Origin of the sequence: Nonlabens sp. Asnod2-A12 (assembly GCF_045063745.1) — a bacterium.
In the GTDB taxonomy this organism is placed as follows: Bacteria; Bacteroidota; Bacteroidia; order Flavobacteriales; family Flavobacteriaceae; genus Nonlabens; species Nonlabens xylanidelens.
Window position 1 is genome coordinate 1,086,905 of the sequence record NZ_JBEFOB010000003.1, and the last position, 13,326, is coordinate 1,100,230.

The window sequence follows — 13,326 nt, forward strand, 5'->3', positions numbered from 1 at the left end:
TAACCCTTGTTAGTTTAGATATCTTAAACGACTACTTTTGCACTATCTTAAATAGACCATACAAGTACTATGAATACAGATCGTTTTGCCCTAAGACATATCGGACCACGCAAGGCAGACCTTGCACCCATGCTAGAAACAATAGGAGTTGATTCTATAGACCAACTAGTTTATGAAACTGTCCCAGATAACATACGCCTTCAACAAGATTTACAGTTAGATCCTGCGATGAGTGAATATGAGTTTTTATCTCATATTAAAAAACTAGGTGATAAGAATAAGCAATTTAGATCTTACATAGGTCTAGGTTACAATGCACCTATAACGCCGGCAGTTATCCAACGTAACATTCTTGAAAATCCAGGTTGGTATACCGCTTACACTCCTTACCAGGCAGAAATTGCTCAAGGACGTCTAGAAGCGTTATTAAATTTCCAGACCATGATTACCGATTTAACTGGTATGGAACTGGCAAATGCTTCTTTATTAGATGAGTCTACTGCAGCTGCAGAGGCTATGACTTTACTTTACTCAGTTCGTGAGAGAGCTCAGAAAAAAGAAAATGTTATAAAATTCTTTGTAGATCAAGATGCTTTACCACAAACTAAAGAGCTATTAAAAACTCGTGCTATTCCACTAGGTATAGAATTAGTAGAAGGCAACCCACAAGAGATGGATGTAAATGCAGGGTATTACGGTATTCTTTTACAATATCCTGGTGCTAGTGGTAATGTGGTAGACTATACTGCTTTTGCAAAAAAATGCCAAGAAAACAATATACGTATAGCTGTTGCTGCAGACATTATGTCGCTAGTATTACTAGAAGCTCCAGGACATTGGGGTGCAGACGTTGTTGTGGGAACTACACAACGTTTTGGAATACCACTAGGATACGGTGGACCACACGCAGCATACTTTGCAACTCGTGAAGAATTTAAAAGACAAATTCCTGGTCGTATTATAGGTGTTACTAAAGATACAGATGGAAAACGTGCGCTGCGCATGGCGTTACAAACGCGTGAGCAACACATTAAAAGAGATAAAGCGACTTCAAATATTTGTACTGCACAGGTTTTACTAGCTGTTATGGCCGGTATGTATGGTGTATATCACGGACCACGTGGTTTAAAGTTTATTGCAAATAAATTACACGCACAAACAGCAACTCTTGCAGACGCTGTAGAGAAACTAGGTATTTACCAGACTAACGCAAACTTCTTTGACACTTTAAGTTTTAAAGTAAATGCCGAAGCTGTAAAAAAACAAGCTCTTGATTTAGAGATTAACTTCTATTATCCAGATGCAGACACGGTACAGGTTTCTTTAAATGAAACTACTTCTCTTGCAGACTTGAATGATGTTGTTTCCGCTTTCGCGAAAGCGGTTTCTAAAGACTTCTCTCCTATCACAGAATTATTAGAAAAAACTCACTTAGGTGCAGGACGTCAGACAGACTTCTTAACCTATGAGGTATTTAACTCTTACCATTCTGAGACAGAGTTGATGCGTTATATCAAGAAATTAGAGCGTAAAGATTTGGCTTTAAATCACTCGATGATTGCTTTAGGATCTTGTACAATGAAATTGAACGCTGCGGCAGAGATGTTGCCACTTTCAAATCCGCAATGGGGAAATATTCACCCATTTGTACCTGTAGATCAGGCAGCTGGTTATCAAGAAATGTTGAAGAAATTAGAGCTTCAATTAAATGAAGCGACTGGTTTTGCAGGTACTTCTTTACAACCTAACTCTGGTGCTCAAGGAGAATTTGCAGGTTTAATGGCTATACGTGCTTATCATCACAGTCGTGGAGATCAACATAGAAATATATGCCTTATTCCATCTAGTGCACACGGTACTAACCCTGCTAGTGCAGTAATGGCTGGTATGAAGGTAGTCGTAACTAAAGCGCTAGAAAACGGAAATATCGATGTAGATGATTTACGTGAAAAAGCAGAAAAGCATAAAGATAATTTAAGTGCTTTAATGGTTACTTATCCATCTACTCATGGAGTTTATGAAAGTGCGATTAAAGAAATTACAGGACTTATCCATGAAAATGGTGGTCAGGTTTATATGGATGGAGCTAACATGAATGCACAAGTTGGTCTTACTAATCCTGGTAACATCGGTGCAGATGTATGTCACCTTAATCTACACAAAACGTTTGCTATACCACATGGTGGTGGTGGACCAGGTGTAGGACCTATATGTGTGGCACCACAACTCGTTCCTTTCTTACCTACTAACCCTATCGTACCTACAGGTGGTGATCAGGCTATTTCACCTATTAGTGCAGCGCCATATGGTAGTGCATCGGTTTGTTTAATATCTTATGGTTACATATGTATGTTAGGTGCCGAAGGTTTAAAACGCTCTACAGAGTATGCTATTATTAACGCAAACTATATTAAAGAACGTCTTAAAGGTAGTTATGAATGTCTTTTTACAGGAGAGAAAGGTCGTGCTGCTCATGAAATGATTATAGACTGTCGTCCATTTAAAGAAAATGGTATAGAGGTAACAGATATCGCAAAACGATTGATGGATTATGGTTTCCACGCTCCTACTGTTTCTTTCCCAGTGGCAGGTACTATGATGATAGAGCCTACAGAGTCTGAATCTAAAGAAGAAATGGATCGTTTTTGTGACGCGATGATTTCTATAAGAGCAGAAATTGCAGAGTCTTCTAAAGACCAGCCTAATAATGTTCTTAAGAACAGTCCACATACCTTGCAAATGATAACTAGTGATGAGTGGGATTTACCATATACTAGAAAGCAAGCTGCATATCCACTAGATTACATTGCTGACAATAAATTCTGGCCTACCGTACGTCGTGCAGACGATGCTTATGGAGACCGTAATTTAATGTGTACTTGTGCTCCTATGGAGGAGTATTTGGAGGATTAATCAGACTTTAGGTTATTAGGCATTAAGTAGTCTAGTAATTTGAGATACATATATATAAAACCGAATCAGCATTTTGTTGATTCGGTTTTTTTTGATTGTTTCATGTAACAAAAATCAATTTATTTGCACCTATAAAATAAGCCAACCACATTAAATTCATTGATAAAACGTTTTGAAAAATACAGACCTGAATATTCAGTAAAAAACATAGTATAAAAAGATATATCTTAGGAATAGTATATGGTATAAGTTCCAGTATTGTTCTATTTATTTTATTTATTTTATTTAGTCTCTTTACTCAATTAAGTCATGTAAGCATGAGATACCATGACGATTTTTCTATCACCATTATCAATGATCAATTCACAAATTATTATTTTGTTTTAATGGGACTTACGGTCTCAAGCATGGGGTTTTTATTTTGTAATCAAATATGGTTAGGTTTCACAAATAATATAAGAACCGTAAAACGCCGTCAAAGACATGCTCAAAATTTAGTGTTTTATGTGGTATTCTTAGTACTCATGTTTCTTGCTCGTATGACTACTATATTTGCAGGACTTGATATAAAACTTTATGAAGATTTTCAAATAAGCTCTTATTTATTACCATTATTCTTATTTTTATATAGTTGGATTATAGTTTCAAGTGTTTTTAAAATCAATAAACAATTTTTCTTTAGTTTACTAGGTTTTGTAATTCTAGGATTTATACTAAGCATCGTAAAACTTCAAATCTAATTCAACTAATAAGCACTCTAATTAAGAGAAAAGACTTTACCAAAAGAACAATGCTTATTAAGATATTTAGATCTATAAAATAAAAAAAGTGACGTCAGTTGAGATTGTTAAAGACGATGTAATCAACTCAAAATTTTTAAATCTATCTTTAAATTTGAGCTTTAAAGCAACACCTATGAATTCATTAAATAAACAAAATGCCATACATTTCTATAGAACAGCTTATGAAGGCAATCCTCGTAAAGCGATAGAGCTTTATGTAGGTAAAGATTACATACAACACAACCCAGATGTAGCAAATGGAAAGCAAGGTTTTATAGATTATTTTGAAAGGATGCAATTAGAATATCCAGATAAATCTATCGAATTTGTAAGAGCGATAACAGAAGATGATTTAGTCGCTTTACACACACATCAAATATGGCCTGGAAACGATCAATACGTGACTATGGACTTTTTTAGGTTTAATAGTGATGGTAAAATTGTAGAGCATTGGGATTCCATACAGCAAATACCAGAAAAATCGGCAAACCCCAACACGATGTACTAAACATCTAGTACATAGATTATGGGTTAAAATGTTGTTACTTATTCTGCTTTCGCGAAAGCGAGATTAAAAATAAAAACTTAATCATAGAACAGATCCTTAGATCTATGATTAAGTTTTTATGTGTTCTATAATTAGTTCAACACAAAATTAGCATACAATAAAAATTTATTTTGGGATTCTACATCGCCGCCAAAAAGGTCTTGAACTATAGGCAATGTGTAACTAGCTCCTAAAACAAATTGATCAAATTTATATTCGGTACCGATACTGCCGTTAAAAATATAACCATCTGTATCCACAAGTTGCTCATTAAATTGCTCGATAGAGTCATAAACATCTGCTGATAGGCCTAGAAATGGACTCAAAGCAGATTTAGTAAACGGTATGTTATAATACGCATTTGAAGAAACACTGAATTGGTTACCAAATCGGTATTCGTTTTTATTCTCTGTTTTAAAATAATAGGTAGCTAGTGTATTGATACCTAACTTATTTTTAGAATAAGTGTGAGAAACTGATGCTAGTACATCTACACTACCAGTACCTACTTGAAAACCAGGATTGATACGATCTGTAAGTTCTTCTTCAAATTCTCCTGTTGGTAATTTTACACCTAAACCAAAGTTAAGTTGGTGTCCGGTAGGGACTTTGTTTTCAAAAATCACTTTATAACCTTCTGGTTTTTCATAAAAAACATGTTGGTACCAACCTATCACAGTTACATCTCCTAGTCCACTTATATGCTCTGAACCGGCATTACGTTTTCTTGATAAATCTTGAAAAGGTACCATCGCATTTATGGAGAACTTTTTAGATAGCGGCACTTTACTCCATATTTGATAGGTATTAAAAGCCTCCTTACTAGTAGGTGAATTTACAAAAATACCATCTCGTGATTCATAGGACTGGTGGATATAGCGCAGTCCTATAAAACTCACATTATTAAGTGTTCCAAAACCAGAACTACCACTAGATGTAGTACAGCCACAAAGGTCACAAAATATTTTTTCTAGATGCGGTGGGCAAGCCGCATAACTAGAGATACTGAATAATAGTCCTATGGATAGGGTGATAAAAGTTTTATTAAAATTCTGCAAAGCGCTCGTCATTTAAAAATTCTTGATCAGTTAATGTTTCTAAAAAAGCAATGATGCTCTCTTTTTCATAAGCTGTTAAATCGATACCTAGACTACCGTCTGCTTTTACTAGTGATGGATCTATAGTGCCAGTATCTACCATTCCTGAGGCATAGTGATCCAGAACAGATTCTAAGTCTGACAGACGTCCATCATGCATATAAGGAAAGGTAACTGCTACATTTCTTAAACTAGGCACTTTAAATTTATATAGGTCTTCTGGTATTTCTAATAAATTATACCTTCCTAAGTCATTTAACCTAGGGTTTACTGCTAGACCGTTATTGCGGTAGCTCTGGTCCGTTTGTAAAGAGCCAGCATGGCAGCTTGTACATTTTTGATTAAAAGATGCAAAACCATCAGCTTCTATAGTAGTGTAGACCGTTCCTTCATTACGTTCTACTTTATCATACTTTGAATTTGAAGAAACCATAGTCACCATAAATTGAGACAAGGCTTGTAATAGATGGCTAGAAGTAATCTCTCCATCTTCAAATGCCTTACTAAACATGTTTCTATAACCTTCGTCTGCCTGTAATTTACCTATAACGTTAGATAAAGTCTCGTTCATTTCTAGCTCACTAGTAATAGGAATAATAGGCTGTAAATCGAGATGCGATGCAGCTCCATCCCATGTAAATGCTTCTTGAAAACCTAAATTCTGAATAGGTTGTGCGTTTCTAAATCCTATGTTTCCATTTACTCCATGACTTAAAGTATGTCCATGATGCGTAAAAGCTGATGCCTGCTCGTGACAAAAAGCACAAGCTATTGCTCCATTAGAAGATAAATCTCCTTCGTAAAAAAGAGCTTTACCTAAGGCTATACCGTCTTCAGTTAAAGGATTTGCATCTAGATTATAAACAAGATCAGGAAAATTACTTGGTTTTTCAAAAGATACAGGAATAGGTTCGTATCCGTTTTCTATATCATTTTTTGTGCAAGAAATCATGAGGATTCCTAATGCAAATAATATATACTTTTTCATATCAGATAAAATCATAGTAATAACTAGAAGGGTTTTGTTTAAACCCTTCTAGCAGTATTACTATATAGATTATTAGTTATGTACGTGATCTACACTGAAACTACCCATAAAGTTATTTGCTATGATAGGAGTTTCTATTTCATTAGTATGTACCTGGTCATACCCATCTGAAAAATTCAATGAAGATGCGCCATCTAGAATTTTAAGGATATCTGTTACTAGGTGAATCTCTGCATGAGAATCCTCTCTTACTCTTGAAGTATTAGGTAAGTCTAAAGTGATTTCTCTATAATTATCTAGAGATGTTCCTACACTACCCATGTGTATATTTACCGGTTGATCTGTTACGGTAGCGTCAGAATAAGTTCCATCTAAACGCATAAATTTATAACCAGAAGCCCATGACCAGAACATACCTGCATCTTGTGCGGTAGTCAAGAAATCTCCCTGACCTGCTGCACCTTGAGCAAATCTAGTCTGATCTACACCGATTCCAAAGGAGATCTTTGTATAGTTAGCAGCAGGTACATTATCTAATTCTACATATATTTCACCTGCATTATTTGCATTTGCCTCATCAATAATAAAAATATTATCACTAGTTGGGTATTCAAATTCCACTCCATTCTCGTCTGTTAACTTGATGTTACTAACGATGTATTTAAGTGTTTCTAATTTAAAAGATTCTCCATTAGATTTAGAAAAAGAAGAATCAAATATAAAATCTTGATTACCAACAGCATTATCAAACTTAACAGTAAGTTCTCCTGTCTGGTTAGACAGGTTTTCCATTGCGTCATCGTCAGATGAACATGATATAATAGCGATACTTAGAGCTAGTGCTCCTATAGTTTTTGAAAAATTCATTTTTTAAGTTTATTGTAGACGCGATCGAAGACTCACGTCAAAAGTCTTTGTAATAAAAACGGAAAATAAACTTATGAAATGGGTGGCTTTAGAGGAGCCTCGTACCAGTTATAACTGTATAATAATTGATAAGAGAAATTAATAGAGTGATCTTTATAAATGACATCACCATCTATTTGTAACGTTTGTGGAGTTTCTAAAAACACAGGGAAAAAAGCATGTGCTTCTACGCTTTTTGAATCATCTGTTTCAGAGTCGTTAGCTGCGATAAGTTTTTTAGCAAGAAAACATTTACCATCACATTTTAATTGTGGTCGTTCTTTGTTGACACAGTAATTCTCTATAATATAATCCATGTTAGTTCCATAATACACAAACTGACCCACGTAGTACATAGGTCGCAATGCAAATGAAATAAGCATCAATATGATTATAAAATTTTTCAGGTTTCTTGAATTATTTTGCAAATATAATGTTAGCATCTAAAAAAAGACTCATATTTTTTAGATTAAAAAACTATTACTTTTCTAGATATATAAACCATTCTTAACTCTAATAATTCATCATTCAATAGACTCTAGTTGATCTATAGAATAAAAGAAAAATCAGCAAAATAAGCTAGTTTACTATTCGTTGCATTATATATAATGCAAGAAAAACACCTATTCTTTGATTGATTCTCAACAAAGTAAAAAATACCACATATTCCGTTGTTAATAATTAGGAATGAACATCATAAATCACTTTTTTTGTTATCCCTAAGTTTGAAAAGCAGGTTAATGAGAGCAAAAATCACTGGTGTAGGAAGTCATATTCCCGATGTAGTTAGAAAAAATGAAGAGTTCATGAATCATGAATTCTTAAATAATGATGGTAGTTCTTTCGGTAGCGATAACTCTACTATTATTAAAAAATTTGTTGCGATAACTGGAATTGAAGAGCGCAGGTACATGAGTGATGAACTTGTTACTAGCGATATAGCAACACTTGCTGCTATAAAAGCAATAGAAGATGCAAATTGTGATCCAGAGACGTTAGACTTTATAATTGTAGCGCACAACTATGGTGACATACAGTCTGATGGTGGTTCTAGTGATATGGTACCTAGTCTTGCGAGTCGAGTAAAAAATAAACTAGGTATTAAAAACCCTACTTGTATAGCATACGATGTATTATTCGGTTGTCCGGGATGGATTCTAGGTGTTACTCAAGCAGATTCTTTTATAAAATCAGGACTTGCTAAGAAAGTACTTGTTATAGGTGCAGAAGCTTTGTCTAGAGTTGTAGATCCACATGATAGAGATTCTATGATATATTCTGACGGTGCTGGTGCAGCAGTTTTAGAAGCTAGTAATGATGAGCATGGTATTATAGGACAGGCTACAGCAACCTATACAGAAGAAGAAGCGTTTTTCATATTTAATGAAACTTCTTATAATAAAGAATTACAAGATAAGACCAAGTACATAAAGATGTATGGTCGTCGCATATATAATTTTGCTTTATCCAAAGTACCAGAAGGCATGAAGAGTGCTATGGAGCAAGCAGGTGTAGATATCAAAGATCTTAAAAAAATATTCATCCATCAGGCCAATGAAAAAATGGACGAAGCTATTGTTGATAGGTTCTATAAGCTGTATGACATGGAGGTTCCTAAGGATATCATGCCTATGATTATCCATAAATATGGAAACAGCTCTGTAGCAACTGTTCCTACTGTTATGGATCTAGTTATTCATGGTAAAATGCCACAACACAAAGTAGAAAAAGGCGATGTAGTTATGTTTGCTAGTGTAGGTGCAGGAATGAATATAAATGCCATAGTTTACAGATACTAGTATTTATCTAAGAAAAAAAAACACCCCTTGAAATCAAAGATTTCAAGGGGTGTTTTTTTTTTTTAAACCTAGACATTACAATAACCTAATCTATAATTTCCATATCTATAAAAATATCATTTTTAGGCCAGTCACTGTCATCTTTTTCAACTTTAGAAATAGCGTCTGCGACCTCCATACCTTTTACTACCCTACCGAATATAGTATGCTCATTATCTAAATGTGGGGATTTACTCAAAGTGATAAAAAAATCAAATGGATCATGCCAGTTTTCTGGATTATTAACCCATTGTTTTGCACTACTTAAAGAACCTCTTTCATGACGCACGTTAGGTAAAAAATGTGGTTCTAGTTTATAATTCCCTGCACTAGCTCTTTTTAAAGAAGGCAGCGTTTCATCACTATTACCAGCCTGTATGACAAAACCTTCTACCACTCTATGCACAAAAGTGCCATTAAAATATTTATTCTTTACTAGGTAGATAAAACTGGCTCTATAAATAGGTGTTTCTGTAAACAGCTCCATTTCTATATTTCCATAGGTAGTCAATAATCGCACCTTAGTTTCTGGATTTTCTTTTCCGTAACGTGTAAAGAATACTTGAACACTATCTTGAGGTATATAAGAAAGTAAGGTATCACCATTTGCCGATATTTGTTTCTTATACGTCTTTTCTAAAATACGTTCTGCTCTAGTTAACCTCTTAACCGTATCTTGTTTTTTTTCATTTTTGATATCTACCACATGTGGACTATCTTTACAAGAGATACTTAATAGTATAACTGCTAAAATCAATACTAGTGACTTCATTTGAGGATTTTTTAAATCAGATTTCAAAACTAAAGAAATTACCACTTCCAGGGCCACAATCTCAGCTTAAAATGGCTGCTGTGGAACGTCTAGAAGAAATGCAGCAAATTGCGTTAGAAAAAAAAGAACATAAAGAAGCCTCTGTCATGATGTTGATTTACCCTAAAAAAGACATCCCTTATTTTGTACTGATAGAACGCACCCAATCTACAGGTAAACACAGTGGTCAGATCGCTTTTCCTGGCGGTAGAAAAGAACCTACAGATGCAGATAATAGCGTCACGGCATTGCGAGAAACAGAAGAGGAAATAGGTATATTAACAACGCAACAACATTTAATAAGACCCTTAACATCTATCTATATTCCACCTAGTAACTACATGGTTTTTCCTTATCTCGCTTTCGCGAAAGCGGAACTATCATTCACACCTCAATTAAGTGAAGTAAAATCTGTGATAGAAATCCCTCTAGAGAGTTTAATGGATCCTAAAAACAACTCTACTACCACACTGTCTACCAGTTATATGGAAAACGCAACGGTACCTTGTTTTTATTTTAACGAAGTTATGGTATGGGGAGCAACGGCTATGATGCTACAAGAAATCAAAGATCTTTTTATTACTGCAGGTTTTAAATAGAATGCGATAGTTTAAAAAGCTATTACTATCTTTGTAATTCGCCTAAAATTAAAAAAACTACATGGGATTATTTAAAAAAAATCCTTTCGGTCATATATTATTTCTCAAAAAATGGCTCATACGTATTGCTGGTGCATTATCGCACAGACGCTATCGTGGCTTTAATGAGATGGATATAGAGGGAAGTGATATTTTAAGAAATCTACCTGAAACAGGTGTGCTATTTGTTTCTAATCATCAAACCTACTTTGCTGATGTGGTAAGCATGTTTCACGTATTTAATGCCGCATTAAAAGGTCGTGATGACAGCATTAAAAACATAGGTTACTTATGGAATCCTAAGCTAAATGTATATTATGTAGCTGCCAAGGAAACTATGCAAAGTGGCTTACTGCCTAAAATACTTTCTTATGCTGGCGCCATTACGGTAGAAAGAACCTGGAGAGCAAAAGGAGAAGAAATTAATAGAGCCGTAAACCCTAACGACACAAAAAATATAGGTGTTGCTCTAGATGATGGATGGGTAATCACCTTCCCACAAGGAACTACAAAGCCTTTTAAGCCTATTAGAAAAGGAACTGCTCATATTATAAAGCAATACAAGCCTATAGTCGTACCTGTTGTTATCGACGGTTTCCGTAGGAGTTTTGATAAAAAAGGATTGCGCATTAAAAAGCGTAATATTTTACAATCTATGGTTATTAAAGAACCGCTAGAAATAGATTATGAAAATGACTCTGTAGAAAAGATCGTGGAGCAGTTAGAGTTTGCTATTGAGCAACATCAATCTTTCTTAAAAGTAATTCCTGTAGAAGAAATAGAAGCTCAAGAAGAGCTGAATAAACTACGTCAGTGGGAATATTAGAAAAATAAAAATGTCCTGAGATTAAAATTAAATCTCAGGACATTTTTTTATAGGTTGATTTTAAATCTCTACAAATTAATATCTGCTATACTTTTAATTCTATTGCGTTCTAAGAATGCATCTATGGTTTCAAAGTGCTCGATAACGCGTTGTTCTTTAAACTCAAATACTTTCTCAGATAGTCCTTGAAGGAAATCACGATCGTGAGAAACGAGAATAAGCGTACCGTCATAAGTAGAAAGTGCCTCTTTTAAAACATCCTTAGACTTAAGATCTAGGTGATTTGTAGGCTCATCGAGAATTAATAGATTAACTGGTTCTAGGAGTAATTTTACCATAGCAAGTCTGGTTTTTTCTCCACCAGAAAGTACACTTACTTTTTTCTCTAAATCGTCACCACTAAACATGAAACGACCTAATATGTTTTTAATTTGCGTTCTTACATCGCCTTGTGCAACGTCGTCTACCGTTTGAAAAATAGTCAAATCTTGATCTAATAACGCTGCCTGATTTTGTGCAAAGTATCCCACTTTTACATTATGACCTAATTCACAAGTCCCTTCTACTTCTATTTCTTTAAGAATAGCCTTAATCATAGTAGACTTACCTTCTCCATTACGACCTACGAAGGATACCTTCTCACCTCTAGCGATAGACATATTTGCATCTTTAAAGACTACGTGATCACCATAGGATTTTGACACATCGTTTACTGTAACCGGATAATCACCAGAACGAGGCGATGGTGGAAAACTAAGTTTCAATGCGCTATTATCCACTTCGTCTATCTCGATTATTTGAAGTTTTTCTAGCATGCGTTCTCTAGAAGTAACTTGATTAGTCTTAGAATATGTTCCTTTAAAACGTTCTATAAAAGCCATGTTATCGGCTATAAATTTTTGCTGCTCTTGGTACGCTTTTACTTGGTGCGCTCTACGTTCTTCACGTAGTACTAAGTAATGAGAGTAGGTAGCTTTATAATCAAAAATGCGTCCCATAGTTACTTCTATAGTACGGTTTGTTATGTTATCAATAAATGCTCTATCGTGAGAAATCACCATAACAGCGTCTGCTTTATTCACTAAAAAGTCTTCTAACCATATCACCGATTCTATATCGATGTGGTTAGTAGGCTCATCTAGAAGTATTAAATCTGGTTTTTGAAGTAAGATCTTAGCTAGCTCAATACGCATACGCCATCCACCACTAAACTCTGTAGTCTGTCTGGTAAAATCTTCTTGTTTAAAACCTAAACCTTTGAGAGCTTTTTCTACTTCGGCATCATAGTTAACGTCTTCTAGAGCATAAAACTTCTCTCCTAACTCTGTTACCTTTTCTATGATTTTCATGTACTCATCACTCTCATAGTCAGTTCTAACAGTAAGCTCGTTATTAAGATGATCCATCTCTGCCTTCATCTCAAAAACGTGCTTAAAAGCTTTGGCCGTTTCTTCAAAAACAGTACAATCATCTTCAGTAAGTAAATGTTGTGGCAAGTATGCAATTACAACATCCTTAGGTGCTCTTACATGACCACGTGTTGCACTTTGAGCACCTGCAACTATCTTCATCATCGTAGATTTTCCTGCACCATTTTTACCCATTAAAGCTATTTTATCTGTAGGGTTTATTACAAATGAGACATCGCTAAATAAGGTGGTACCACTAAATTCTACGGCAAGATTATCGACTGTGATCATGATTATATTTTAAGAATGCAAAAGTAATTGAAAAGTATGTGAGTGTTGAGCTTTTGAGTCTTTGAGTAGTCGAGTATTTATTAACTAAAAATCTAATTATCTATATTTAAAGAATTAAAAATTTATGAAGCTAATCATTGATATTTTGAAAAAGACTCCATTTTGGTCCACATTTTTCGTAATTACTTTAATTCCTTCTATTTGGTTATTGAGAGGAATAGGAACCTGGGACACAATGGTTTTTATGTTTGTAAGCTTTCCCATTAATGTCATTGCTCTT

The 13,326-nt window shown here is 34.7% G+C and carries 11 protein-coding genes and 1 pseudogene; 6 read left to right on the forward strand and 6 right to left on the reverse strand.

Annotation, left to right across the window (positions count from 1 at the left end; genetic code table 11):
* Positions 1 to 69: 69 nt before the first annotated feature.
* From gcvP to ACJJVJ_RS05005, 3 genes are all read left to right on the forward strand, one after another.
* Positions 70 to 2,913, forward strand: coding sequence for an aminomethyl-transferring glycine dehydrogenase (gcvP, locus tag ACJJVJ_RS04995; RefSeq protein ID WP_405369383.1), 2,844 nt, complete (start codon positions 70 to 72; stop codon positions 2,911 to 2,913).
* Positions 2,914 to 3,230: 317 nt separating this feature from the next.
* Entirely contained in the window at positions 3,231 to 3,653 is a 423-nt protein-coding gene (locus ACJJVJ_RS05000) for a hypothetical protein (protein ID WP_405369384.1), read from the forward strand.
* Positions 3,654 to 3,828: 175 nt separating this feature from the next.
* Positions 3,829 to 4,203, forward strand: coding sequence for an ester cyclase (locus ACJJVJ_RS05005; protein ID WP_405371231.1), 375 nt, complete (start codon positions 3,829 to 3,831; stop codon positions 4,201 to 4,203).
* Between the two features lie 131 nt (positions 4,204 to 4,334).
* Here the strand turns inward: ACJJVJ_RS05005 and ACJJVJ_RS05010 are convergent, their stop codons facing one another.
* The 4 genes from ACJJVJ_RS05010 to ACJJVJ_RS05025 all read right to left on the reverse strand — a co-directional run bounded on the left by ACJJVJ_RS05010 (position 4,335) and on the right by ACJJVJ_RS05025 (position 7,616).
* Complete coding sequence (locus ACJJVJ_RS05010) at positions 4,335 to 5,312, reverse strand: hypothetical protein (RefSeq protein WP_405369385.1); 978 nt, start codon at positions 5,310 to 5,312, stop codon at positions 4,335 to 4,337.
* Entirely contained in the window at positions 5,287 to 6,327 is a 1,041-nt protein-coding gene (locus ACJJVJ_RS05015) for a cytochrome-c peroxidase (protein ID WP_405369386.1), read from the reverse strand. Before ACJJVJ_RS05015 ends, ACJJVJ_RS05010 begins: the two co-directional genes overlap by 26 nt.
* Before the next feature lie 72 nt (positions 6,328 to 6,399).
* Positions 6,400 to 7,194 carry an MbnP family protein gene (locus ACJJVJ_RS05020; RefSeq protein ID WP_405369387.1) on the reverse strand — a complete coding sequence of 265 codons (795 nt, stop codon included), beginning with the start codon at positions 7,192 to 7,194 and terminating at the stop codon, positions 6,400 to 6,402.
* Positions 7,195 to 7,265: 71 nt separating this feature from the next.
* Positions 7,266 to 7,616 carry a hypothetical protein gene (locus ACJJVJ_RS05025; protein ID WP_405369388.1) on the reverse strand — a complete coding sequence of 117 codons (351 nt, stop codon included), beginning with the start codon at positions 7,614 to 7,616 and terminating at the stop codon, positions 7,266 to 7,268.
* Between the two features lie 357 nt (positions 7,617 to 7,973).
* On the opposite strand from ACJJVJ_RS05025, the gene ACJJVJ_RS05030 reads away from it, so the two are divergent.
* On the forward strand, positions 7,974 to 9,032 hold the full coding sequence (locus ACJJVJ_RS05030; RefSeq protein WP_405369389.1) for a 3-oxoacyl-ACP synthase III family protein: 1,059 nt from the start codon (positions 7,974 to 7,976) through the stop codon (positions 9,030 to 9,032).
* An 85-nt stretch (positions 9,033 to 9,117) separates the two neighbouring features.
* Here ACJJVJ_RS05030 and ACJJVJ_RS05035 read toward each other — a convergent pair whose 3' ends face one another.
* Positions 9,118 to 9,843, reverse strand: coding sequence for a peptidylprolyl isomerase (locus ACJJVJ_RS05035; protein WP_104515305.1), 726 nt, complete (start codon positions 9,841 to 9,843; stop codon positions 9,118 to 9,120).
* Between ACJJVJ_RS05035 and ACJJVJ_RS05040 the strand changes: the two genes are divergently transcribed.
* Positions 9,834 to 10,481, forward strand: a complete 648-nt coding sequence (locus ACJJVJ_RS05040; protein ID WP_405369390.1) for an NUDIX hydrolase — start codon at positions 9,834 to 9,836, stop codon at positions 10,479 to 10,481. The two genes, ACJJVJ_RS05035 and ACJJVJ_RS05040, sit on opposite strands and share 10 nt — an antisense overlap.
* A 61-nt stretch (positions 10,482 to 10,542) precedes the next feature.
* Entirely contained in the window at positions 10,543 to 11,346 is an 804-nt protein-coding gene (locus ACJJVJ_RS05045; RefSeq protein WP_104515307.1) for a 1-acyl-sn-glycerol-3-phosphate acyltransferase, read from the forward strand.
* 341 nt (positions 11,347 to 11,687) lie between these two features.
* Here the strand turns inward: ACJJVJ_RS05045 and ACJJVJ_RS05050 are convergent.
* Positions 11,688 to 13,046, reverse strand: a pseudogene (locus ACJJVJ_RS05050) (ABC-F family ATP-binding cassette domain-containing protein); the annotation flags it as partial.
* Positions 13,047 to 13,326 lie beyond the last annotated feature (280 nt).

What these genes read in the sequence shown, in the direction of transcription:
- ACJJVJ_RS05020 (WP_405369387.1), bottom strand. Translation starts at nt 7,194, where the DNA reads ATGAATTTTTCAAAAACTATAGGAGCACTAGCTCTAAGTATCGCTATT.
- gcvP (WP_405369383.1), top strand. Translation starts at nt 70, where the DNA reads ATGAATACAGATCGTTTTGCCCTAAGACATATCGGACCACGCAAGGCA.
- ACJJVJ_RS05035 (WP_104515305.1), bottom strand. Translation starts at nt 9,843, where the DNA reads ATGAAGTCACTAGTATTGATTTTAGCAGTTATACTATTAAGTATCTCT.
- ACJJVJ_RS05045 (WP_104515307.1), top strand. Translation starts at nt 10,543, where the DNA reads ATGGGATTATTTAAAAAAAATCCTTTCGGTCATATATTATTTCTCAAA.
- ACJJVJ_RS05030 (WP_405369389.1), top strand. Translation starts at nt 7,974, where the DNA reads ATGAGAGCAAAAATCACTGGTGTAGGAAGTCATATTCCCGATGTAGTT.
- ACJJVJ_RS05000 (WP_405369384.1), top strand. Translation starts at nt 3,231, where the DNA reads ATGAGATACCATGACGATTTTTCTATCACCATTATCAATGATCAATTC.
- ACJJVJ_RS05005 (WP_405371231.1), top strand. Translation starts at nt 3,829, where the DNA reads ATGAATTCATTAAATAAACAAAATGCCATACATTTCTATAGAACAGCT.
- ACJJVJ_RS05015 (WP_405369386.1), bottom strand. Translation starts at nt 6,327, where the DNA reads ATGAAAAAGTATATATTATTTGCATTAGGAATCCTCATGATTTCTTGC.
- ACJJVJ_RS05010 (WP_405369385.1), bottom strand. Translation starts at nt 5,312, where the DNA reads ATGACGAGCGCTTTGCAGAATTTTAATAAAACTTTTATCACCCTATCC.
- ACJJVJ_RS05025 (WP_405369388.1), bottom strand. Translation starts at nt 7,616, where the DNA reads ATGCTTATTTCATTTGCATTGCGACCTATGTACTACGTGGGTCAGTTT.